The 22,706-nt window shown below is 68.3% G+C and carries 16 protein-coding genes and 2 tRNA genes; 14 read left to right on the top strand and 4 right to left on the bottom strand.

The window, feature by feature from the left end:
• Positions 1-77: 77 nt before the first annotated feature.
• A complete protein-coding gene (locus HNO81_RS12015) occupies positions 78-2,012 on the bottom strand; it encodes an FAD/NAD(P)-binding protein (protein WP_175318358.1) in 1,935 nt (644 codons plus the stop codon).
• An 84-nt stretch (positions 2,013-2,096) separates the two neighbouring features.
• Between HNO81_RS12015 and HNO81_RS12010 the strand changes: the two genes are divergently transcribed.
• The 4 genes from HNO81_RS12010 to HNO81_RS11995 all read left to right on the top strand — a co-directional run bounded on the left by HNO81_RS12010 (position 2,097) and on the right by HNO81_RS11995 (position 6,881).
• Positions 2,097-4,391, top strand: a complete 2,295-nt coding sequence (locus HNO81_RS12010; protein ID WP_175318357.1) for a prolyl oligopeptidase family protein — start codon at positions 2,097-2,099, stop codon at positions 4,389-4,391.
• Positions 4,370-4,921, top strand: coding sequence for an N-acetyltransferase family protein (locus HNO81_RS12005; RefSeq protein ID WP_371818241.1), 552 nt, complete (start codon positions 4,370-4,372; stop codon positions 4,919-4,921). The genes HNO81_RS12010 and HNO81_RS12005 overlap by 22 nt, the downstream gene beginning before the upstream one ends.
• Before the next feature lie 108 nt (positions 4,922-5,029).
• Positions 5,030-5,118 (top strand) — tRNA-Ser (locus tag HNO81_RS12000).
• A 236-nt stretch (positions 5,119-5,354) separates the two neighbouring features.
• Positions 5,355-6,881, top strand: coding sequence for an MFS transporter (locus tag HNO81_RS11995; RefSeq protein ID WP_175318356.1), 1,527 nt, complete (start codon positions 5,355-5,357; stop codon positions 6,879-6,881).
• Here HNO81_RS11995 and HNO81_RS11990 read toward each other — a convergent pair.
• A complete protein-coding gene (locus HNO81_RS11990) occupies positions 6,805-9,009 on the bottom strand; it encodes an ATP-dependent DNA helicase RecQ (protein WP_371818240.1) in 2,205 nt (734 codons plus the stop codon). The two genes, HNO81_RS11995 and HNO81_RS11990, sit on opposite strands and share 77 nt — an antisense overlap.
• Before the next feature lie 152 nt (positions 9,010-9,161).
• Between HNO81_RS11990 and HNO81_RS11985 the strand changes: the two genes are divergently transcribed.
• The 4 genes from HNO81_RS11985 (at position 9,162) to HNO81_RS11970 (ending at position 12,850) form a co-directional block, all read left to right on the top strand.
• Positions 9,162-10,580: a phosphomannomutase/phosphoglucomutase gene (locus HNO81_RS11985; RefSeq protein WP_175318354.1), complete on the top strand. Its 1,419-nt coding sequence runs from the start codon at positions 9,162-9,164 to the stop codon at positions 10,578-10,580.
• Positions 10,581-10,586: 6 nt separating this feature from the next.
• Complete coding sequence (locus tag HNO81_RS11980; RefSeq protein ID WP_175318353.1) at positions 10,587-11,084, top strand: hypothetical protein; 498 nt, start codon at positions 10,587-10,589, stop codon at positions 11,082-11,084.
• 15 nt (positions 11,085-11,099) lie between these two features.
• Positions 11,100-11,549: an Rrf2 family transcriptional regulator gene (locus tag HNO81_RS11975; protein WP_175318352.1), complete on the top strand. Its 450-nt coding sequence runs from the start codon at positions 11,100-11,102 to the stop codon at positions 11,547-11,549.
• A gap of 140 nt (positions 11,550-11,689) precedes the next feature.
• Positions 11,690-12,850 (top strand): globin domain-containing protein, encoded by a 1,161-nt coding sequence (locus HNO81_RS11970; RefSeq protein ID WP_175318351.1) that lies wholly within the window; start codon positions 11,690-11,692, stop codon positions 12,848-12,850.
• A gap of 87 nt (positions 12,851-12,937) precedes the next feature.
• Here HNO81_RS11970 and HNO81_RS11965 read toward each other — a convergent pair whose 3' ends face one another.
• A complete protein-coding gene (locus HNO81_RS11965; RefSeq protein ID WP_175318350.1) occupies positions 12,938-14,770 on the bottom strand; it encodes a phosphoenolpyruvate carboxykinase (GTP) in 1,833 nt (610 codons plus the stop codon).
• 276 nt (positions 14,771-15,046) lie between these two features.
• On the opposite strand from HNO81_RS11965, the gene HNO81_RS11960 reads away from it, so the two are divergent.
• The 5 genes from HNO81_RS11960 (at position 15,047) to HNO81_RS11940 (ending at position 20,136) form a co-directional block, all read left to right on the top strand.
• Positions 15,047-15,123, top strand: a tRNA-Arg gene (locus HNO81_RS11960).
• Between the two features lie 76 nt (positions 15,124-15,199).
• The gene (locus HNO81_RS11955; RefSeq protein WP_175318349.1) at positions 15,200-16,654 is read left to right on the top strand and encodes an NAD(P)/FAD-dependent oxidoreductase; all 1,455 of its coding nucleotides are present in this window, start codon (positions 15,200-15,202) and stop codon (positions 16,652-16,654) included.
• 67 nt (positions 16,655-16,721) lie between these two features.
• Positions 16,722-17,459, top strand: coding sequence for an ABC transporter ATP-binding protein (locus HNO81_RS11950; protein ID WP_175318348.1), 738 nt, complete (start codon positions 16,722-16,724; stop codon positions 17,457-17,459).
• Positions 17,456-19,492 (top strand): YhgE/Pip domain-containing protein, encoded by a 2,037-nt coding sequence (locus HNO81_RS11945; RefSeq protein ID WP_175318347.1) that lies wholly within the window; start codon positions 17,456-17,458, stop codon positions 19,490-19,492. The genes HNO81_RS11950 and HNO81_RS11945 overlap by 4 nt, the downstream gene beginning before the upstream one ends.
• A complete protein-coding gene (locus HNO81_RS11940; RefSeq protein ID WP_175318346.1) occupies positions 19,489-20,136 on the top strand; it encodes a TetR/AcrR family transcriptional regulator in 648 nt (215 codons plus the stop codon). Before HNO81_RS11945 ends, HNO81_RS11940 begins: the two co-directional genes overlap by 4 nt.
• A gap of 529 nt (positions 20,137-20,665) precedes the next feature.
• Here the strand turns inward: HNO81_RS11940 and HNO81_RS11935 are convergent.
• Positions 20,666-21,670, bottom strand: a complete 1,005-nt coding sequence (locus HNO81_RS11935; protein ID WP_175318345.1) for an EamA family transporter — start codon at positions 21,668-21,670, stop codon at positions 20,666-20,668.
• Positions 21,671-21,742: 72 nt separating this feature from the next.
• Between HNO81_RS11935 and HNO81_RS11930 the strand changes: the two genes are divergently transcribed.
• Entirely contained in the window at positions 21,743-22,669 is a 927-nt protein-coding gene (locus HNO81_RS11930) for a LysR family transcriptional regulator (RefSeq protein ID WP_175318344.1), read from the top strand.
• The last annotated feature ends 37 nt before the right edge of the window (positions 22,670-22,706 follow it).

The raw sequence follows: 22,706 nt of genomic DNA, 5'->3' as shown, positions 1-22,706 counted from the left end.
ATGCGCCATCACTTGTGGTCCCTATTCCACCGGTTTAGGGACCATAAGTGATGGCGCATCGCCCGTTAAGCCTGGGATTAGGCCTGGTTGAGGATGGCGGCGGCGATCTCGTCCGCGTCGCGGAGGGTCCGCTGGGCGCTGCGGTAGGCGGGGCTGCCGGGCTGGACCGCCTCGGCGGCGATCGCGGTACCCCACTGCGCCGACGACAGCTGCAGCCCCAGCACGAAGAGGCCCCCGGTCACCGACCCGTTCGCGGCGACCGGCCGGTACGGGTGCGGCTCCACGTCCAGGCCGGTGGATTCCAGCGGGACACCTTCGACCGTCATCATGAGCTTCGGCCGGACCAGCCCGTCGGCCAGCAGCTGGGCCAGGAGCGGTGAATCGTTGGCCGATACCCGGTTGCCGGGGGCCAGCGCCTCCACCAAGGTCCGCGCAGTGGCAGGCGGACCCGCAACCCACGGCGAGGAAGCGGTAAACAGTGCCGCTTTCCGGTCCACCCGGAATTTCGGGTCCGGCCCCACAAAACTGACCACGCCGGCCTTTGCGAGGGCCGCGAGCTGCTCAGACCGCAGTGCCGGCGGTCCGCTGGCCAGGCCCTCCACAAACGACTCAAACCAGCCCCGCAGGCCGGCGACCCACGATTCGTCGGTGATGCCGCCGTCGGCCACCGCCGTCTTCAGGACGGCGCGCCCGTGGTGCAGCGCACCGATGGCCATCTTGACCGGATCGTCCTCGCCCAGCGCGGAGCGGCGCGCATCGTCCAGCAGGAACTCCACCACGGCAGCATCATGTGCCCTGCGGGACTCGAAGGAACGCCCGGCCAAAGGGGCCGCGAGCCCCGGCAGGTCCAGGCGGTGCCGGGGACCGACGTGGACGGCCAGGACGCTCTCAACGTTGTCCTCCCACTTCGCCGCACTGTGCGCGTGCGGCTGCAGGGCTTCCTCCAGGGCCGCGAGGAAGGCGGGCGCATCGGGCACCGCGCCGGGCTGCGAGCGCACCAGCGTGGAGTAGTAGGCCCACAGGGCGTCGCGGTGCAGCAGCGGCCACAGGTCGTGGTCGAACGACGGGCGGATCCCGGTCTTCTCCAACCGTTCGATGGCGCCCTCCGTGAGGTAGCGCAGCGTGATGGAGGATGCGTAGTAGCCGTCCAGCGCCGCCTTGGCACGGTACGGGGTCCCGCGGCGCGAGGCCGCAATGATCCGGGGTTCCCGGCCTGACGGTTCATACACCAGGCCGCTGCCGCTGGTGACGAATGTGCCGCCGCGTCCCTCGGTGAGCTGGCCCATGGTGTCGAAGAAGTTCAGGCCCATGCCGCGGACCAGGACCGGCTCCCCGGCAGGGATCCGGGACCAGTCCACGTCCGCAGGGACAGCCGGGGGAAAGTACTGCAGTCCCAGTTGTCCTGCCGCAGCCTGGAGCTCCTTCTGTTCGGGGTTCAGCCGGGAGGGAATGTGCCCCAGGGCAAGCACCACGGATTTGGCGCGGATCACCGCACCGGAGGCAAGCCCGACGTCGAACATCCCGTCCGCCGAAGGACGCACCGACAGTGCGGTCGTCTCATGGAATTCGACCGTGACGCCGTCGGGCGCCTTTCCCAGCAACTCCTCCACCGTGGAGCGCAGGTAGCGGCCGTAAAGGGCACGGCTGGGAAAATCATTCGATCCCAGCACCGCCAGCTCCGCCCGTTCCTCCGCGGTGAGGGACGGCAGCGGGTCCCGCTGCTGGGTGGCCCGCCACTGGTCGAACGTGGTGCCGGCGACCGGCGCGGGAAGGGCCGGGTCCTCGGGAACCAGGGTGGGGTAGAACGACTGGGTGTTCATGAGGAAGAGCCGGGACTGACCCGGTTGCCACACGTGCCCGGGGCCCGCCGGGTAGGGATCCACGACGTCGATGTGCAGGTGCGCTTTCGGGTTGCCTGCACTGGCAGTGTGGGCGAGCAGCCGCTCCAGCACGCTGGTGCCGCGGGGGCCGCCACCGATGATGACGGCCCGGTTGCTCTGCGATAATTCCACGCCATCCAGCGTACGGGCTGGAAGCGGAGTGTGCGCCGGCCGCTTGACTTGCCAGCTGTGGGGGATGTTGTTTGGATGGGGCGCATGACCACCACAGCAGCTGATCAAGCGTCCGTTCCCGGTCCCGGCCGGGACACCTCCGGCGGCCTGCCACGGGAAACCGCGCCGGAGCCCGTCGATGAGAACGTCTGGCTCGAGGACATCTACGGCGAGGAACAACTGGCGTGGGTCAAGGAGCAAAACTCCCGCACCGAGGACCTGCTGGAGGACGGCAGCTACACGGACCTGGAGGCCGGGATCCTGGAGGTCCTGGACTCCACGGACCGGATCGCCATGGTGGGCAAGCGTGGCGGGTGGTACTACAACTTCTGGCGCGACCAGCAGAACCCCAAAGGCCTGTGGCGGCGGACCACGTGGGAGAGCTACTGCACGGATTCCCCGGAATGGGACGTCCTGCTGGATGTGGATGAGCTGTCCCGTGCCGAGGGCGAAGAGTGGGTGTTCCACGGCGCCACGTTCCTGCGCCCAGTGTCCGGGGAGCCCTACCGCCTGGCGCTGCTCGCGCTGTCCCCCGACGGCGGCGACGCCAACAGGTACCGCGAGTTCGACGTCGAGGCCCGCGTTTTCGTTGACCCCGGCCAGGGCGGCTTCGACCTGCCCACGGCCAAGGGCAACGTGTCCTGGCTGGATGCCGATACGCTGCTGGTCGCCTCCACCGCTGACGGGCTGCCCAAGACAGCATCCTCCTATGCCCGCACGGCGGTGACGCTCAAGCGCGGAGAATCCCTGGCAGCGGCCCCACGCCTCTTCGAGGTGCCCGAAGACCACATGATGGCCATGGCGGCCCACGACTCCACCCCCGGCTTTGAGCGGACCTTCGCCGTGGACTACGTCGACTTCTTCAACCGCACCAACTTTGTGCTGCGGGACGGATCCTGGGTACAGATCGACGTTCCCACCGACGTCAACGTCAGCGCCCACCGGGAATGGCTGCTCTTCCGTCCGCAGCAGGACTGGGTCCTGGACGGCACCACGCATCCGTCCGGGTCCCTGCTTGCCGCCAACTTCGAGGACTACCTCGCCGGCAGCCGCGACCTCACGGTCCTGTTCACCCCGGATGCCCACACGTCCCTGCAGTCCTGGAGCTGGACCCGGAACTTCCTCCTGCTCAACCTGCTCAAGGACGTCTCCGCCGAAATCCGGGTGCTGGACCCGGCCCGGCCTTCCGGCACGGAGAGCGGCTGGGCTGCCACCCTCCTGGACGCCTGCCCGCCGCTGCATGACGTGAACGCCTACGCCGTGGATGACGAGGACGAAGGGCCGGCCGACGGCGGCGCGGGCGACGACTTCTGGCTCATCGCCACCGGTTTCACCACCCCCACCACCTTGATGCGGGGCACCCTGGAGCGGGACGGCGCACTGGAACCGGGCAGCGCACCGGAGCCGGACAGCGCCGGGACGCCCGGCGTGGTGAGCCGGCACGGGGTGGTGAGCCGGCACGGGGTGGTCAAGTCCTCGCCGTCGTTCTTTGCCGACGCCGACTACGAGGTGGAGCAACATTTCGCGGTGTCCGACGACGGCACCCGGGTCCCGTACTTCCAGGTGGCGCCCCGCGGGCTGGCTTTGGACGGGCAGAACCCCACGCAGCTCTCCGGCTACGGCGGATTCGAGGTCTCACGGACGCCCGCCTACAGCGGCACTGTCGGCCGGGCGTGGCTGGAACGGCGGACCACGCTCTCTGACGGCAGCGACGGAAAGGCCCCGCACTCGCGCGGCGGGGTGTACGTGGTGGCGAACATCCGCGGCGGCGGAGAGTACGGCCCGGCCTGGCACCGTGCCGCGCTGAAGGAAAACCGCCACCGCGCCTACGAGGACTTTGCCGCCGTGGCGCGGGACCTCATCTCCCGCGGGGTCACCTCGCCGCGGCGGCTGGGCTGCGTGGGCGGCTCCAACGGCGGACTCCTGGTGGGGAACATGCTCACCCGGTATCCGGAACTGTTCCGGGCCGTCTCCTGCGGCGTTCCCCTGCTGGACATGCGCCGCTACACCAAGCTCTCCGCCGGGCACTCGTGGATTGCCGAGTATGGCGACCCCGACGTTCCCGAACAGTGGGAGTACATCAGGACCTTCTCGCCCTACCACCTCCTCAAGGACGCCGTGGACTACCCGGAGACCTTCATCTGGACCGCCACCTCTGACGACCGGGTGGGCCCCATGCAGGCGCGGAAGATGGCCGCCCGGATGCTTGCCATGGGTATCCCGAACGTGTGGTTCCACGAAGCCCTGGAGGGTGGCCACGCAGGGGCATCCGACAACCGGCAGGCTGCTGCGCTGCAGGCGCGCAGCCAGCACTTCCTGTGGAAAGCGCTGGCGGGCTGACCGCCATGGCACCGGGACTGGCCGTGCGGCGGGCCGGCGTCCCGGACATCGAGCGCCTGGCCCAGGTGCATGTGCGCTGCTGGCAGGAAACCTACCGGGGCATGTTGTCCGATGCCTTCCTCGCAGCGGTGGATCCGGCGGGCCGGCTGCGGCTCTGGCAGCACCTGCTGGACCGTCCCGATCCTGCCGAGGCGTGGGTGGCCTGCGACGGCGGCACGGTGGTGGGGTTTGCCGGGTCCCGCCGGCTGCCCGCCCCCGGTTCCCCGGAAGGGCACCCGCCGCCGGCCTCCGGTGACCTGGAGCTGTGGGGCCTGTACCTGCTGGCCTCACACCAAGGCCGCGGGCTGGGTGCCCGTTTGCTGGATGCGGCCATCGGGTCCCGGGCGGCGAGCCTCTGGGTGGCGGCCGGCAACAGCCGGGCCATCGGGTTTTACCGCCACGCCGGCTTTGAACCCGACGGTGCCAGGGACGTCCTGTCGGACTGGGAGGACCTGCCCGAGATCCGGATGGTCCGCCCGGCGCAGGGCTGACTCCGGAGCAGCCGGTCCCCCCTGCGCCAGTGCTGCTGCCTCCCGCGTCCACCGTTTTGCACTGCATGGCCGGATCTGCGTATCCTTGGTGGGCTAGTGATAGCAACTGGAGACGTGCCAGAGCGGCCGAATGGACTTCACTGCTAATGAAGGGTCGGGGTTAAACTCGACCGGGGGTTCAAATCCCCCCGTCTCCGCGTTTGGCCCCGGTCCTTGGACCGGGGCCTTTTGCGTTCCCGGAAATATCCGCACTGCGGTTTCTCCAGCCCGGGCTCCCGTCAGTCCTGGGCTGTTTCGCCGATCCGGGCGTTCAAGCCTCGGAATCGCGAACAAACTTAGGACTCGCAGGGAGTGGCCCGGCACCTAGCGGAAAACGCTGTCCGGCAGCCGGACGCTGCGGGCGCCACTGGAGCCGCGGTGGCAGGATTGGCGCATGGCGGCACGCACCCAACCAGACCAGCCGGACGGCGTCCACGCGGCATGGAACCCGCGCCTGGCGCTGCTGGTAGCCGCTGCGTTCTTCATGGAGTTCCTGGACGGCACGGTCCTTACCACGGCCATTCCCAGTATCTCGGCCGACTTTGCCATCCCCGCCGCGGACGTCAACATCACCATGACCGCGTACCTGCTGACGGTGGCCATCGGCATTCCCCTCAGTGGCTGGCTGGCGGAACGCTTCGGGGCACGGCGGATCTTCTGCACGGCCATCGCCGTGTTCACGCTGTCGTCCCTGGCGTGCGCCCTCAGCCAGGACCTGGCGACGCTGACCCTGAGCAGGATTGCCCAGGGCGCGGGCGGGGCCATGATGGTGCCGGTGGGAACGCTGGTGGTTCTGCGTGGCACCCCCAAGTCCGAGCTGCTGCGGGCCACCGCGTTCCTGGTGTGGCCCGGCCTCCTGGCGCCGGTCCTGGCCCCGCTGGTGGGCGGCGCGCTCACCACGTACCTGTCGTGGCACTGGATCTTCCTGGTAAACCTCCCGCTCGGCGTGGCCGCGTTCCTGACATCGCTGCGGCTGGTTCCGGCGGTGCCGGGAGATCCCTTCAGGCGGCTGGACTGGCCCGGGATGGTCCTGACCACGGTGGGGGTGGGCGCCCTGATGGCCGGCCTGGAACTCGCCGGCAGCCATCCGGGACTTCCCTGGGCAGGGATCAGCGCACTGAGCGGCGCTGCGGCCCTGGTTGCCGCGGTCCTCTGGATGCGCCGCAGTCCACATCCGCTGTTCAACCTGGAGGTCTTCCACACCAGGACGTTCCGGGCCATGGCCACGGGCGGCTTCATCTACCGGGTCACCATCAGCTCGGTGCCGTTCCTGCTGCCGCTGATGTTCCAGGCCGGGTTTGGCTGGTCGCCGCTCCAGGCCGGCGCCATGGTGGCTGCGGTGTTCATCGGCAACATCGGGATCAAGCCCGCCACCACGCCGCTGATCCGCAGGTTCGGCTTCAAGGCGATGCTGGTGTTCGCATCGCTGGCATCAGCCGTGACGTTCGCCCTCTGCGCCCTCCTCACACCCGACACGCCCCAGGCCCTCATGGCCGTGTTGCTGGTGTGCAGCGGCGCCTTCCGCTCCATTGGCTTCTCGGCCTACGCGTCGGTGCAGTACGCGGACATCCCCCCTGCACAGCTGACCTCCGCCAACACAGTTTCCGCCACGCTGGTGCAGCTCGGCACAGGCTCCGGCATCGCCATTGCCGCCCTCCTGATCCGGACCTTCGAGGGTTTCTCCCCCGCGGCCGCCGATGCTGCGGGACCTTTCCGGGGCGCCTTCCTGGCGATGGCCGTCCTGATGCTGGCCAGCACCGTGGACAGCATCCTGCTCCCCCGGCATGCGGGGGCCGCAGTGAGCCAGCGCGGACAGGGGCGGGGGCATTCCGCCGCGCAGGCGGTCAGCCGGCCTGCGCCAGCACCAGGGGAAGCACCGCCCCCGCACCGGCCTGCCGAAGGGCGCGCCCCGCGACAGTGAGGGTCCACCGGCTGTCGGTGAGGTCGTCAATCAGCATCACCGGCTGGCCTTGGATGGACTGCAGGGCCGCTTCGAGCTCAGGGCCCACCACCAGGCGGTCCCACACCCCGGCCAGCCGGTACGCGCTGTTGCCGCCGCGTCCGCCGGTGGGTCCGCCGTGCGCCAACTGCAGCTCACCCAGGTAAGGGATACGACCGATCTCGGAGATGCCCCGCGCCAGCGATCCCACCAGCTGCGGCTTGCTGCGTGACGGCACACCCACAATGGCAGCAGGCCTGCCCGCCCCGCTCCATCCGGGGTTCCGGCCGTCGCCGGTCCCCCATTCGCGCAGTACCTGCACGCATGCCTGGAGCAGGCCGGGATCCACCGGACGGTCGTCCGCGCCGGCCGCGAAGAGTCCCCGCAGGGCCCCGCCCCACCCGAGGTCCGTCAGCCGGGCCAGGACGCGCCCTTCCGAGAGGCCCTCGGCCGGTTTGAGCTTCCCCTTCACCGGCACCCCCAGGCGGTCCATGCCGCTGGGCCACTGAAGGCGCGGTTCCAGGACACCGCCCGCCCTGCTGAGCGTTTGGTTGGCCGCCGCCGTTGCGTCGGCTGCCACGTCGGCCGGGAACCATTGGCCGGCGCAGTTGTCGCAGCGGCCGCATGGCCGGGCCGTCTCGTCGTCCAGGACGGAGGTGATGTATTCCATCCGGCACCCCGCAGTGTCCTGGTAGATCACCATGGAGTCCTGCTCATCCACCCGCGCCTCGGCGATCCGGCTGTACCGCTCGGCGTCGTACACCCAGGGCTGGCCGGTGGCGCGCCAGCCGCCGCCGACCCGCTCCACCGCCCCGTCCACGGACAGGACCTTCAGCAGCAGCTCCAGCGGCGTGCGGCGCAGGTCCACCCGGGCCTCCAGGGCAACCGTTGAGAGCGCGGTGCCGGCCTCGGCCAAGGCCGTCAGGACGGCCGCTGCCTTCTCCTCCGACGGCATGGACGCGGTGGCGAAGTATTGCCAGATTTCCCGGTCCTCGGAGCCGGGCAGCAGCAGGACATCGGCGTTCGCGGCGCCACGGCCGGCGCGGCCCACCTGCTGGTAGTACGCCACCGGCGAGGACGGTGCGCCGAGGTGGACAACGAAACCGAGATCAGGCTTGTCGAAACCCATCCCCAGGGCGGACGTGGCCACCAGCGCCTTGACCTGGTTGTCCTTCAGGAGCTGCTCTGCACGCTCCCGGTCCGCAGGATCGGTCCGCCCGGTGTAGGCGAGCACGTTGTGCCCCGCTTCGGACAGCAGCCGGGCGGTGTCCTCCGCCGCTGAGACGGTCAGGGTGTAGATGATGCCGCTGCCGGGAAGGTCGGCCAGGTGGGTCAGCAGCCACCCCAGCCGCTCTTTGGAATTGGGCAGCGCAAGGACGCCCAGCCGCAGCGAATCGCGGCCCAGCGGTCCACGGATGGTCAGGACCCCCGCGCCGAGCTGCTCTTCGATGTCATGCACCACCCGGGAGTTGGCCGTGGCGGTGGTGGCAAGGACCGGAACCGTATCCGGCAGGTGGTCTATGAGATCGGCGATCCGGCGGTAGTCGGGACGGAAATCGTGGCCCCAGTCCGAAATGCAGTGTGCCTCGTCGATGACCAGCAGGCCGGTCCGGCGGATGAGCTCCGGCAGCTGGGTTTCCCGGAACGCCGGATTCGTGAGCCGCTCCGGGGACACCAGCAGGACGTCCACTTCATCCGCGGCCAACTGCTCACGGACGGTGTCCCACTCCAGCTGGTTGGCCGAGTTGATGGCCACGGCCCGGACCCCGGCCCTGGCGGCGGCCGCCACCTGGTCCCGCATCAGGGCCAGCAGGGGCGAGACGATCAACGTGGGCCCGGCCCCACGCCGGCGCAGGAGCAGGGATGCCACGAAGTACACGGCGGACTTGCCCCAGCCGGTGCGCTGCACCACCAGGGCCCGGCGCCCGCCGTCCACCAGGGCCTCGATGGCTTCAAACTGCCCGTCGTGGAAAACGGCGCCGGAGTTGCCCACCAGCCCGCGAAGGACCTCAAGCGCCTCAGCGTGCGTGGCAGTCCCCGGGGCGCCAGGGGCTGGCATAGCGGCAACTGCGGTAGCGGAATCTGTGGAAGCGTACTGGTTATTGGCCATTGATTCAGTATCCCAGCCCCCTCCGACACCCCGCACGGCCACCGCACCGCCATGTGGAAAGCGGGCCCCGCACACGCCACACCGCAGCACCCGTTAAGCAAGTTCTCCCAAAACCCGCTGGCCACATGCGCCGCACACGTAAGATAAAGCCCGTGACTAGCGAACAGACAACGACATTTGATCTCTCGGCATCCTTCAAGGCCTACGACGTCCGTGGCATTGTGGGCGAATCGATCACCGCCGAAATCGTCGAAGCCGTGGGGGCCGCGTTCGTGGATGTCCTGCAGCTCGAAGGCCAGACCATCGTGGTGGGCGGCGACATGCGGCCTTCCTCCCCCGAATTCTCCAAGGCCTTCGCCAACGGCGCGGCGATCCGCGGCGCCCACGTGGAGCTCCTGGACCTGATCTCCACCGATGAGCTGTATTTTGCCTGCGGCTACCTCAACCGCGCCGGGGCAACTTTCACCGCCAGCCACAACCCCGCCGAATACAACGGCATCAAGATGGCCAAGGCAGGCGCCGTTCCCATCTCCTCCGAATCCGGGCTCAAGGAAATCCAGGCCCTGGCGGAGCAGTACCTGAACAGCCGTTCCATCCCGGCCGCCGGCTCCCGTGGCCTCATCAGCGTCCGCGACGTGCTCAAGGACTACTCCGAGTACCTCCGCAAGCTCGTTGACCTCTCCGCGTCCCGCCCGCTGAAGGTCGTAGTGGACGCAGGCAACGGCATGGCCGGCCTCACCACCCCGGCCGTCCTGGGCGACACCCTGCTGACCAAACTGCCGTTCGACATCGTTCCGCTGTACTTCGAACTGGACGGGTCCTTCCCCAACCACCCGGCCAATCCGCTGGAGCCGGAAAACCTCCGCGACCTGCAGGCTGCGGTCATCGAACACGGGGCCGATATCGGCCTGGCCTTCGACGGCGACGCCGACCGCTGCTTCGTGGTGGACGAGAAGGGCGAGCCCGTGTCGCCGTCGGCCATTACCGGCATGGTGGCCCGCCGCGAGATCGCCCGCGCCAAGGCTCAGGGCGAGGAAACGCCCAGCATCATCCACAACCTGCTGACCTCGCGCGCCGTTGCCGAACTGGTGGAGCACGACGGCGGACGCGCGGTCCGCACGCGCGTGGGCCACTCCTTCATCAAGGCAGTCATGGCCAAGGAAGGTGCCGTGTTCGGCGGCGAGCACTCCGCGCACTTCTACTTCCGCGACTTCTGGAACGCCGACACCGGCATGCTGGCCGCCATGCACGTGCTGGCAGCCCTGGGCGAGCAGGACGGCCCGCTTTCGGAACTGGCGCGCGAATACGAGCCATACGTCAGCTCGGGCGAAATCAACTCCCAGGTGGAGGACAAGCCTGCAGCGGTGGAGCGGGTGCGCCAGGCCTTCGCGGATGAGGACCTCACCATCGACAACCTGGACGGCAGCACGTTCACGGCCAACGACGGCAGCTACTGGTTCAACCTGCGCCCGTCCAACACCGAACCGTTCCTGCGGCTCAATGCCGAGGCCACGGACCGCGCCACCATGGAACGCATCCGCGACCGCGTCCTGTCCCTGGTGCGGGCCTAGCACCGGATGGCTGACCACACCGGGCAGGCGGGGGACGGAACCAGCGGGCAGGACAGCTGGCGTGATTCCGTCTCCGACGCCACGGCAACGGACCTTGAGAACCTCCTGGGCACGGGCGTCAGCGCGGCCCAGGAGCAGCTCCAGCGCAACGGCGGCTTCCTGCCTTTCGCGTTGACCGTCCAGAACGACGGCGAGGTGCGGCTGGTTGCCGTCTCTCCCGCGGATGCCGGAGAGGGCAGCGACGCGGAGTTCGACGCCGACGCCATGATCCGCGACCTCCAGGCCCTCCTCCGCCAGAACCGGGACGATTTCCGCGCCGCTGCCGTGGTGTGCGACATCCTGCTGGTGGAGGAGGATTCGGACGCCATCCACGTGGCCGCCGAGCACCGGGACGGCTCTCTTTTCGCCGCCGTCCTCCCCTATTCGGCCAATGCCACCACCCAGACCTGGGAATTCGGTGACCTTGGTGCGGACGCCAGCGAACCGGCCATCTGGGTGGACTAGACCGGACCCGCAGCCATGAAAATCAACGCCTTTGCCGACGTCAGCCTGCGCGCCCTCATGGTGCTCGCAGCGGTTCCGGACGGCACGCTGCTCACCACCCAGAGCATCGCCGATTCGGTGGGGACGCCGTACAACCACGTCAGCAAGGCCATGGCCAAACTGCGGAGCATGGGCCTGATCGAAGTGGTCCGCGGCCGTACGGGCGGATCACGGCTCAGCCATGCCGGACGCATCGCCACCGTCGGCCAGATCCTGAGGCAGCTCGATACCCGGACCGATCCCGCGGACTGCGTCTCGCCGGGCGGGAACTGCCCCTTGATCAATGAGTGCAAACTCCGCGGCGCCCTGGCCCGTGCCCGCGAAGCCTTCTACGCCGAACTGGACTCCGTGGTCATCGCGGACCTCCCCCAGGCCCGGCAGATGGCCCCGGTCTTCCAGATGATCGGCCTCCGGCCAGGGCTGTAGGCAGCGCCTATCCGGGTGCCGGCTCCCGGTTTGATTTCAAACTTCTACAAGGTGTAGAACTGAGGCAGGAATACTCGCATTTCAAATATGAGTTTTCATCCGGCCGGACGAAGGCCCCGGCCATAACCTCAGGAGTACAGATGCTCTCGGACAAGTCCCGCCCCGTCATTGAGGCCACCCTGCCGCTGGTCGGCTCCCGGATCGGATCCATCACCCCCAAGTTCTACGCCCGTCTTTTCGCGGCGCACCCCGAATTGATGGATGGCCTGTTCAGCCGCTCCAACCAGCGCAATGGAAACCAGCAGCAGGCCCTCGCCGGAAGCATCGCCGCCTTCGCCACCCACCTGGTCAACAACCCGGGCACCCTGCCGGAGACCGTGCTGGCCCGCATCGCCCACCGCCACGCCTCCCTCGGCATCACCGAACCGCAATACCAGGTGGTCTACGAACACCTCTTCGCGGCCATTGCCGAGGACCTGGCCGAGGTCATCACCCCTGAGATCGCCGAAGCCTGGACCGAGGTGTACTGGCTCATGGCCGATGCCCTGATCAAGCTCGAGAAGGGCCTCTATGCCATGCAGGCCAATGACAGGATGTGGACGCCGTGGCGGGTGGCGGCCAAGACGCCGGCGGGAACCGGCTCCATGACCTTTACCCTCGAGCCCGCGGATGACACCCCGGTCACCTCCGCCCTGCCCGGCCAGTACGTGAGCGTCAAGGTGGCCGTGGCGGACGGCCTGCGCCAGGTCCGCCAGTACTCCCTTTCGGGCGACGCAGGCACCAGCCGTTCCTTCACCACCAAGCTGGACGACGGCGGCGAGGTCTCCCCCGTCCTGCACAACACGGTCCAGGTGGGCGACGTCGTCGAAATTTCCAACCCCTACGGCGAGATCACCCTCAAGGAGGGTGACGGCCCCGTGGTCCTGGCCTCCGCGGGCATCGGCTGCACGCCCACCGCCTCCATCCTGCGTTCCCTCGCCGAGTCCGGCTCCGACCGCCAGGTCCTGGTGCTGCACGCCGAAAGCACGCTGGACAGCTGGGCCCTGCGCAGCCAGATGACGGACGACGTCGAACGCCTGGACGGCGCCGAACTGCAGCTCTGGCTGGAGAAGCCGGTCAGCGGCGCCAGGGAAGGCTTTATGTCCCTGCGCGAAGTGGACCTCCCGGCCGATGCTTCGCTGTACCTCTGCGGCCCGCTGCCGTTCATGAAGAACATCCGCAACGAGGCCATCAACGCGGGCATCCCCGCCACCCGGATCCACTACGAGGTCTTCGGCCCGGACATCTGGCTCGCCAGCTGATTTCCGGCGCCCTTTGGGAACGACGACGGCCCCGCACCTTTTCGGAAAAGGTGCGGGGCCGTCGTCGTGCGGATGGTGTGGCGGCAGCTAGTGCGCGGACATCCGTTCCTTGAGGGAAACCAGCTCGGCACTCAGGGCCTCAGGCAGCGAGTCGCCGAACTTGGCGTACCACTCCTCGATGGAGGCCAGCTCCGCATCCCACTCCGCGCGGTCGACGCGGACGGCGTCCTCCACATGGGCGTGGGTCAGGTCCAGGCCGGTGACATCCAGTGCGTGCCCGGCGGGGACGTATCCGATGGGGGTCTCGACGGCGTCGGCCTTGCCCTCGATGCGCTCGATGGCCCACTTGAGGACGCGGGCGTTGTCGCCGAAGCCGGGCCAGGCGAAGCCGCCGTCAGCGGTGCGGCGGAACCAGTTCACCAGGAAGATGTGGGGCAGCCGTTCCGGGTTGGCCTTGCCGGAGACGCTGATCCAGTGCTTCAGGTAGTCGCCTGCGTCGTACCCGATGAACGGCAGCATGGCCATGGGGTCGCGGCGGAGCACGCCCACCTGGCCGGCGGCCGCGGCAGTGGTCTCGGAGGACAGCGTTGAGCCCATGAAGATGCCGTTGGTCCAGCTGCGGGCCTGGGTGACCAGCGGAACGGTGGTCTTGCGGCGTCCGCCGAAGAGGATGGCGGAAAGTTCCACGCCCTCCGGGCTGTAGTACTCCTCGGCCAGCATGTCGATCTGCGCAATCGGCGTGCAGAACCGTGAGTTCGGGTGCGCGGCCGGCTTGTCCGAATCCGGGGTCCAGGAGTTGCCCTGCCAGTCGGTCAGGTGCGCCGGAACCTCGTCCGTCATTCCTTCCCACCACACGCCGCCGTCGTCGGTGAGGGCAACGTTGGTGAAGATGCTGTGGCCTTTGGCGATGGCGCGCATGGCGTTGGGGTTGGTGCCCCAGCCGGTGCCCGGGGCGACGCCGAACAGGCCGGCTTCCGGGTTGGTGGCGCGCAGTTCGCCCTCCTTGCCGATCCGCATCCAGGTGATGTCATCGCCGAGGGTCTCGACTTCCCAGCCATCGATGGTCGGGTCGAGCAGGGCCAGGTTGGTCTTGCCGCAGGCGGACGGGAAGGCGGCGGAGACGTAGTAGTTCTTCTTCTCCGGCGAGGTCAGCTTGAGGATGAGCATGTGCTCGGCCAGCCAGCCTTCGTCGCGGGCCATGACCGAGGCGATGCGCAGCGCGTAGCACTTCTTGCCCAGCAGGGCGTTGCCGCCGTAGCCGGAGCCGAAGGACCAGATGGAGCGCTCTTCGGGGAAGTGGACGATCCACTTGTCCGGGTTGCAGGGCCAGGCGACGTCGTCCTGGCCGGGTTCAAGGGGTGCGCCCAGGGAGTGCAGGGCCGGGACAAAGAAGGCGTCGGTTTCGGTGATCTTGTTGAGCACTGCCGTGCCGATGTTGGCCATGATGCGCATGGAGGCGACGACGTAGGCGCTGTCCGTGATTTCCACGCCGAACTTGGGGTCCTCGGCGTCGAGGTGTCCCATGACGAACGGGATGACGTACATGGTGCGGCCGCGCATGGAGCCGTGGAAGAGGCCGCGCAGCTTCTCCTTCATCTCGCGCGGGTCCATCCAGTTATTGGTGAAGCCGGCATCGCGCTTGTTTTCGGAGCAGATGAAGGTCTGTTCTTCGACGCGGGCAACGTCGGCGGGGTCCGAGAACGCGGCGAAGGAATTGGGGAACAGGTCCTGGTTGAGCCTGGTCAGGGTCCCGGCAGCTACGAGCTCGTCCGTGAGGCGGGTGTTTTCCTCTTCGGAGCCGTCAACCCAGTAGATGCGGTCCGGCTGCGTAAGCTCAGCAACCTCTTCGACCCATGCCAGCAGGCCGGCATGTGTGGTGGGTGCTTTCTCAAGCAGCGGCTTCTGCGCCAGATCGCCCATTGCAGTTCCCTTCCTCGGGTTCATCGGTGTGTCCTAAATGCTATGGTCCGGACCAGTGCGATTTTTGGGGAGCTTGACTGACATTTGCGGTCACCAAAAGCGAATTCCGCGGGAAATCAAGGAATTGTTGCCACGAAAACGCCAATTAAGTGACAAAGGTCACCTAGACCGGTCTAGTCGTGCAGATTACAGCGTCCTCGATTTGGCATCAGGCGCCGGCTCGCGTAAAGTAATTCGAGGTTCGGGGAGAGCGGTTCTTCTCCCGGGACACGGAATGCGCCCATAGCTCAGCTGGATAGAGCGTCTGTCTACGGAACAGAAGGTCAGGGGTTCGAATCCCTTTGGGCGCACCAACAAGGTCCGCACCGGTTCGCCGGTGCGGACCTTTTTTGTGCTGTGATGCAGGCCGTGCCCGGCTAGGCTGTGCACATGAATCCCGAGGCCGCTGGGCGCGAATTTGATGTTGTTGTTATCGGCGCGGGCGCCGTAGGGGAAAACGTGGCCGACCGCGTTGTTCAGGCAGGCCTGACGGCCGTCCTGGTGGAGGCGGAACTGGTGGGCGGCGAGTGCTCCTACTGGGCCTGCATGCCATCGAAGGCACTCCTGCGGCCCGGCACCGCGCTCCACGGGGCGCAGACCACCCCGGGTGCCAAGGAGGCGGTCACCCGCACCCTCGACGCCGCCGCCGTCCTGGAACGCCGCAATTACTTCACCTCCAACTGGCAGGACGACAGCCAGGTTTCCTGGGTGAAGGACACCGGCATCGAACTGGTCCGCGGCCATGCGTGGCTGACCGGACCGAAGGCCGTGGAGGTGGCCGGACTGGACGGAGCGCAACACCTGCTGCGGGCGAGGCACGCCGTGGTGCTCGCCACGGGCTCCACCCCCAACACCCCGCCCATCGAGGGCCTGGAGGATGTCCAGGTATGGGGAACGCGTGAGGCAACCTCGGCCAGCGAAGTACCGGAACGCCTGACGGTGTTGGGCGGCGGAGTGGCGGGAACAGAACTGGCCCAGGCATTCGCCCGGCTGGGGTCCAGCGTTACTCTGGTGGCGCGCAGCGGACTGCTGGGCGGCTTCCCTAAAGAGGCCTCGGCACTTGTCGCAGCGGGACTGCGGGCGGACGGCGTCGAACTCCGGCTGCACACTGCCACGGACCGGATCAGCGCGAACGACGACGGCACCCTCACCGTGGCCCTTGCCGACGGGACCACCGTCACCTCGGACAAGGTCCTGGTCTCCACCGGCCGCCACCCGGCGCTCGAGGGCCTGGGCCTGGAAAGCGTCGGATTCGAGGCCGATGAATCAGGCCACCTGTCCCTTTCAACGGACACCACGGGCCTGGTCCGGGAAGCACCCGGTGAGGATCCCTGGCTGTACGCCGTGGGCGATGCCGCGGGTAAGAATCTCTTCACCCACCAGGGCAAGTACGGGGCACGCGCAACCGGCGACGCCATTGCGGCCAGGGCCAAGGGTGAGCTCGAGGGCACCCCCGGGGACTGGAGCCGCTACGCCCAGACTGCCAACCAGCATGCGGTCCCCAGCGTGGTCTTCACGGACCCCGAACTGGCCGGGGTGGGACGCACCGTGGAGGCGGCCCGGAAGGACGGGTACAACGCCTCGTCCGTGGAGTTGCCCATCCAGGTGGCGGGCTCCTCCCTGCACTCGGAAAACTACGAAGGCTGGGCGCAGCTGGTGGTTGACGAGGACCGCAGGGTGCTCCTCGGCGCAACCTTTGCCGGCCCGGACGTGGCTGAACTGCTGCACGCCGCAACCATCGCCATCGTGGGCGAGGTGCCGCTGGACCGGCTCTGGCACGCCGTCCCCTCCTACCCCACCATCAGCGAGGTATGGCTGCGGCTGCTGGAGAAGTATGGCCTCTGAGTTCTATTTGAACTGACCAGTCAGTTCGGTTAGACTTGATGCAGACTTCTTCTGCGAAAGGCATTCCTTGCTCTCAGCACACCAGCTCCAGGCCAAAGGGCGCCGGGATCCGCTGCTTCCGGCCACCTCACTGACGCTGGCGCGCGGCGAACTGCTGCTCGTCGCCGGCGACAGGCAGGACCAGCGCACGGCACTGTCCCTGCTGCTCAGCGGCCGCATGAAAGCGGCCGCCGGGCAGGTCAGCTGGGACGGGAGCGGCCGGACCAAGCACATCCGCCTGGCCTCGGCCCTGGTGGACTCCCCCGGCGTGAACGAACCCGAGGAGCACCTCAGTGTCCGCGACCTGGTGACCGAAGACCTCGCCCTGATACCGCGCCGCTACCGCGGCGCCCTGCTCAGCGGCCCATGGCTCAAGGTCAACCGCTTCGAGGACATCGCGGATCTCTGGACTGAGCAACTGGAGCCCGGCCGGCGGCTTGAACTGCTGACCGCACTCGCGCTGGCCAACCCCCGCACCGACCTTCTGGTGGTCGACTCACCGGACCGCCACAGCGCGGATGAGCTCACGTGGCTGCCGCGCCTGCAGGCGCTGGCGTACGACGCCGGCCGGCCACTCGCCGTCGTGGCGGCAGTCAGTGCCGTCCCCGCGTCGTGGGACGGTCCGGCAGCCATGATCGGCAATGCCGCGCCCGAACCCGCCCCCGCCGGCAGGCACGCCGCGCAGGACGGGGAAGCAGAGGCCGCGGAAACCGTCCCTGAGGCGGAAGACCAGGAAACCAAACTCGAAACTGAGGTTGCCAAGTGACTGTCCTGCGGCTTGCCCGCTCCGAACTGAAGCGCATGACCGGCGGGCTGCTGCCCAAGCTGACCATCCTGGCGCTGACCATGGTCCCCCTGCTCTACGGCGCGGTCTACCTTTACGCCAACTGGGATCCCTATGGACACCTCAACAACCTCGATGCCGCCCTGGTGGTGGAGGACTCCGGTGCCACTAATGCCGACGGCACACGCCTGGAGGCCGGGACGAAAGTTGCCGACAGCCTGGTGGAAGGCAACGTGTTCCACTGGGTGCCGGTGGAAAGCTCTGCGGACGCCGATGCGGGTGTCAGCACGGGCCAGTACGCCTTCGCGCTGAAGATCCCGAAGGATTTCTCTGCCAACCTGGTCTCCCCCGGCAGCTTTGACTCTGCAAGCCAGGCGATGCTGAACGTGACCACGAACGATGCCAACAACTACCTCCTGAGCACCATCGTGGACAAGCTGACCACCGCCGTGCACACCACGGTGGCCAAGGAAGTGGGCGAGGAAACCGCCAACCAGCTGCTGACCGGTTTCGGCACCATCCACTCCAAGATGATCCAGGCGGCGGATGGAGCTTCCCAGCTGGCCGACGGCGTAGCCACCCTCAGGGACGGCACGGTCACCCTCCACGAGGGAACCTCCGCCCTGAGCAGCGGCGCGGACCAGTTGTACGCCGGCCAGCTGAAGCTGCGCGATGGAGCCAACCAGCTGACCGACGGCGCGGGCCAGCTCAGCAGCGGCCTGGCTGTCCTGAAGGACAAGACGGCCACCCTGCCCACGGATGCGCAGACCCTCGCTTCGGGCGCGGCCCAGGTGGCGGCCGGGAACGCACAGCTCAACGCCAAGGTGCAGGATGTGGCCACGCAGCTGGAGGTGGCGGACCAGGGACTGCGCAACCGCGTGGTGGAGTCCAACAGCAGGCTGGTCGCCTCGGGCGTCATCACCCAGGAACAGGCGGACAAGCTCCTGGCCGACTTTGACGCCACCGCCGCGTCCAGCCCGGTGGCGGCTGCCAAGGGCAAGATCCAGGCAGACGCGGCGCAGGTCCAGCAGCTGGCCGACGGCTCCGAAGCGGTCAGCGTCGGCGCCGCCCAACTGGCCGCCGGGATGCCCGCCCTCAAGGGCGCCATTGAGCAGGCTTCGGCAGGGGCTGACCAGCTGCACACCGGTGCCGCAGCGCTGGCGGCCGGTGAGCAGTCCGCCGTCGACGGTGCCGCCGGCCTGGCGGACGGGGCGCGGAAGGTCGACGCCGGTGCAGCCCAGGTGTCGGACGGCGCGGGGCAGGCGGCCACCGGCTCCCGTACCCTCTCCGACGAGATTGGCAAGGGCGCCGGACAGGTTCCCAATCCCGACGACGCGCAAAAGAGCAACCTGTCGCAGGTGATGGCCGATCCCGTGGCGGTCAGCAACGTCTCGCAGGCCAAGGCCGGATCCTATGGCGCGGGGCTGGCGCCCTTCTTCCTCACCCTGGCCATGTGGATCGGCATTTTCATGCTGGTCCAGGCCATGCGCCCCATTACGCAGCGGGCACTGGCCTCCAACGCACCGTCGTGGAAGATCGCCTTGGGCGGCTGGCTGCCGTTCTTCCTGGTCTCGGTGGTCCAGGCCTCGCTGCTGACCCTGGTGGCGGACCTCGCGCTGGGGCTCAATCCGGCCCACCCGGTCCTGATGTGGCTGCTGATGCTGGCCGCGGCCATGGCGTTCAGCGCGCTCATCCAGGGCGTCGTGGCGCTGCTGGGCTCCCCCGGCAAGCTGGTGGTGCTGATCCTGCTGGTCCTGCAGCTGGTGTCATCCGGCGGCACCTTCCCATGGCAGACCACCCCCCAGCCGCTCCATGTGGTGCACCAGGTGCTGCCGATGGGATACGTGGTGACCGGGATGCGGCACCTGATCTACGGCGGGGAGCTGTCCATGATTGTCCCCACGTTTGTGGGCCTGCTGGGCTACACGGTGCTTGGCGCGGGCCTGTCCACCCTCGCGGCGCGGAAGAACAAGTACTGGACGCTCAAAACCCTGAAACCGGAGATCGCCGTATGACCACTGACCCGACGCCCGCCGGCAAGGCGCTGCGGCCTGCCCGGACCAACGCCACCCGCCAGAAGCTCTTCGACGCCTCCATGGAGCTGATCGGCGAGCGCGGGGCCGCCAGCGTCACCGTCGATGAGATCGCGGCAGCGGCGGGGGTTTCCAAGGGAACGGTCTACTACAACTTCGGCAGCAAGTCCGAGCTGATCGCCCAGCTCCTGCGGCACGGCGTGGACATCCTCAAGGCGCGGCTGCTTGAGGCTGCCAACGGTGGAGCGGCGGGGCCGGACCCGCTGCTGGCCATGGAGGCGATGATCGGCCAGGCCATGGATTTCATGGCCGAGTACCCGTCCTTCGCACGCCTGTGGGTCAGCGAAAACTGGCGGATACCCAGCGAATGGCAGGGCACGTTCGCCATCCTGCGCGGGGAGCTGCTGGAAGTCATCGGCCAGGCCGTACAAAAAGTGGCTGAGGCCTACCCGGTGGACAACTCCGTATCCAGAGGCAGCCTGGAGACGGCCATCTTTGGCGCGTGCTTCGTGGTGGGCCTGGACCGGCAGACGTACAACCCGGAGCGCACCCGTGACCAAAGCGTTGCAGCAATCATGGCCATCATGCGCGGCTACGTCCTGAAGGAGCCAGCTCCTCAGGGATGATGGAGCACATGCGCCATACGGGGAAGAGCGGAAAGTTCGCGGTGATCTGCGGCATCGTTGCTGCTGGGCTGCTGGTGCTCACCGCGATGACCCTCGCCGAGCCGGTGTTCGTGGCGTTCCTGGGGGTTTTGGTGTTGGCGTACCTGGCTGCCGTCGCCGAGCTCCTGGTGCGGCGGCGGCGCTTTGCCCTGTTCGCAGCGGGCGCCGGGACCGCCCTTGCCCTGGGCTTCTCCCTGGCGTTCCTCAGCACATGGGAACTGGCGTTCAACGGCCAGTCCTCCTTCCTGGGCACCCCGCTGCCCACCGATGACCCGGACAACTACTTCATCGGCGCTGCCGGCGCACTGGTGGCGACCTTTGGGGTGCTCTTCCTCGGTGCCCTGTGGCCGGGAAGAAAACGGACGGCGGCGCGCAGGCCGGTGCCGCAGCGTTCCCCGGCACAGCGGACGGGCACGACGGCGGCGCGCAGCCCCCGGCCGGCCGCACCCCGGGCAGGAGGCCAGAGAGCAAGCACCCAGGGATCTTCCGCTCAGCGGACGTCAGCCCCGCGAAGCCCCTCCCGGGGGACGTCCTCCGCGGCCCGGCCGCCGTCGTCGTCCGCTTCGCCCCCGCCGAGGCCGGCCGGCAGGTCCGGCAGCGGCACGCTCCCCCGCCGCTGACGCAGGTTGCCCGCCCGGGTGAGCACCGCCGTCGCCACGCCGCCCAGGAGGAGCACTCCGCCCGCCAGTTCCGTGGGCGAGGGCACCTCGGCGAGGACAAACCACGCGGCGCTCATGCCCACCACCGGGACCAGCAGGGTGAACGGGACAACGGCCGAGGACGGGTGGCTGGCCAGGAGCCGGTTCCAGATGCCGTAGCCCACCAGTGAGGCGAACACCGCGGTGTACAGCGCGCTGAGCACGGTGGGTGCCTGGAGGGAGGACAGCGACTGCCACACGGTGCCGGGCCCGTCCACCAGCACCGACAGCGCTGCCAGCGGAAGCGGCACCACGGCTCCGGACCACACCACCAGACCCAGGCCCGAGGCCGCCCGGGCTTTCCGGGCGATGACGTTGCCGGCAGCCCAGGACAGGGCCGCGGCCAGGACAATGACCAGCGGGAGGAGCGGCGCCACGGCGCTGCGTCCCACGGAGACGAGGGCCAGCCCGGCCACCCCCAGCCCCACTCCCGCCAGCTGCCGCCGGCTGGGCCGCTCGCCCAGGAACGCCGCCGCCAGCAGGACGGTCAGCAGCACCTGCGCCTGCAGGACCAGGGACGCGAGGCCCGCAGGCATGCCCAGCGCCATGGCCAGGTAGAGGAGGCCGAACTGGCCCGCGCTCATGAAGAGGCCGACGCCGATGATCGCCTTCCAGGACACCTCCGGCTTCCGTACAAAGAAGATCCACGGGAAGACCACCAGGACGAATCGCATGGCCACGAACAGCAGCGGCGGGAAGTTTTGGCCGCCCGCGTGGAGTCCGATGTCGATGGCCACGAAGTTCAGGCCCCACAGCAGGGCCACCAGCACGGCAAGGAGGGAATCGCGGAGGTTCACGCTCTTACTGTGGCAGAGGGCCACATGAAGCACCAGAGCTTAATTCGGCATTCCATCATGTACGTTTGCTTCATGATCGATATCGGCTCGCTGCGGGCCCTCGCGGCCATCGAACAGCATGGGACCGTCATAGCCGCTGCGGAAGCGATGGGGTTCAGCCCTTCGGCGGTTTCGCAGCAGGTGAAGAAGCTGGAAAAGGAGGGCGGCTTTGCCGTCCTGGAGCGCCGCGGCCGCGGAGTCCTGCTGACCGAACGCGGGCTGGCCCTGGCGGCTTACGGCAGGCGCATCCTGGCCGAACTCGAGGAGCTTGAGTCCACGCTGCTGGCAGATCCGGCAAAGCCGAGCGGCAGCCTGCGCGTGGTGGCATTTTCCACTGCCTGCCGGGGGCTGGTGGGGCCGCTGCTGGCGCAGGTGGGGCAATCGGGGTCCACCCTCGACCTGTCGGTCCTGGCTGAGGATCCGCGCGAGGCCGTGGCCCGGGTTGCCAACGGAGAAGCGGACCTGGGGCTGGTGCATAACTGGAACTCGGTGCCGCTGGTGATCCCGGAACACCTGGCGCTCGAATGGCTCTGCGAGGACGTTGCGGACCTCCTGGTGCACCGCAGCCACCCACTGGCACACCACGCGGAGGTGGAGCCGGCACAGCTGGTGTCCGAACGCTGGATCAGCACACCTGACGGAGCCATCTGCAATGAGGCCCTCCTGCGGATTTTCGCCGATCTGGGCCGGGTACCGGACATCCGGGTTTACGACCCCGACTTTGCCACCCACATCGCCCTGGTGGAGCAGGGCGTGGCCGTGGCCCTGGTGCCCCGGCTGGGCCGGCCGGCACTGCCTCCGGATGTGGTGGCAGTTCCCGTGGTGAACCCGGTCCAGGCCCGGCAGGTGGGGCTCGTCCACCGCCGGACCATGACAGCCAGTCCGGGCATCAGGCACGTCGCGGCGCTGCTGCGCAGAATTGCCGGCAATGAAGCCGGTCAGAACAGCATGAAGCCTTAGCGTCCGCGGTGCTTGGAGCGCTGCCCCTGACCAGCGC

It is taken from the genome of Pseudarthrobacter sp. C4D7, from assembly GCF_013359725.1.
In the GTDB taxonomy this organism is placed as follows: domain Bacteria; phylum Actinomycetota; class Actinomycetes; order Actinomycetales; family Micrococcaceae; genus Arthrobacter.
The sequence above is the reverse complement of the archived record's forward strand: the minus strand, read 5'-3'. Positions and strand labels throughout refer to the sequence as shown.

Bases quoted from the DNA above. Each gene is read 5' to 3' on its own strand.
- HNO81_RS12010 (WP_175318357.1), top strand. From the start codon at position 2,097: ATGACCACCACAGCAGCTGATCAAGCGTCCGTTCCCGGTCCCGGCCGG.
- HNO81_RS11980 (WP_175318353.1), top strand. From the start codon at position 10,587: ATGGCTGACCACACCGGGCAGGCGGGGGACGGAACCAGCGGGCAGGAC.
- HNO81_RS11970 (WP_175318351.1), top strand. From the start codon at position 11,690: ATGCTCTCGGACAAGTCCCGCCCCGTCATTGAGGCCACCCTGCCGCTG.
- HNO81_RS11940 (WP_175318346.1), top strand. From the start codon at position 19,489: ATGACCACTGACCCGACGCCCGCCGGCAAGGCGCTGCGGCCTGCCCGG.
- HNO81_RS11955 (WP_175318349.1), top strand. From the start codon at position 15,200: ATGAATCCCGAGGCCGCTGGGCGCGAATTTGATGTTGTTGTTATCGGC.
- HNO81_RS11930 (WP_175318344.1), top strand. From the start codon at position 21,743: ATGATCGATATCGGCTCGCTGCGGGCCCTCGCGGCCATCGAACAGCAT.
- HNO81_RS11995 (WP_175318356.1), top strand. From the start codon at position 5,355: ATGGCGGCACGCACCCAACCAGACCAGCCGGACGGCGTCCACGCGGCA.
- HNO81_RS11965 (WP_175318350.1), bottom strand. From the start codon at position 14,770: ATGGGCGATCTGGCGCAGAAGCCGCTGCTTGAGAAAGCACCCACCACA.
- HNO81_RS11990 (WP_371818240.1), bottom strand. From the start codon at position 9,009: ATGGCCAATAACCAGTACGCTTCCACAGATTCCGCTACCGCAGTTGCC.
- HNO81_RS11975 (WP_175318352.1), top strand. From the start codon at position 11,100: ATGAAAATCAACGCCTTTGCCGACGTCAGCCTGCGCGCCCTCATGGTG.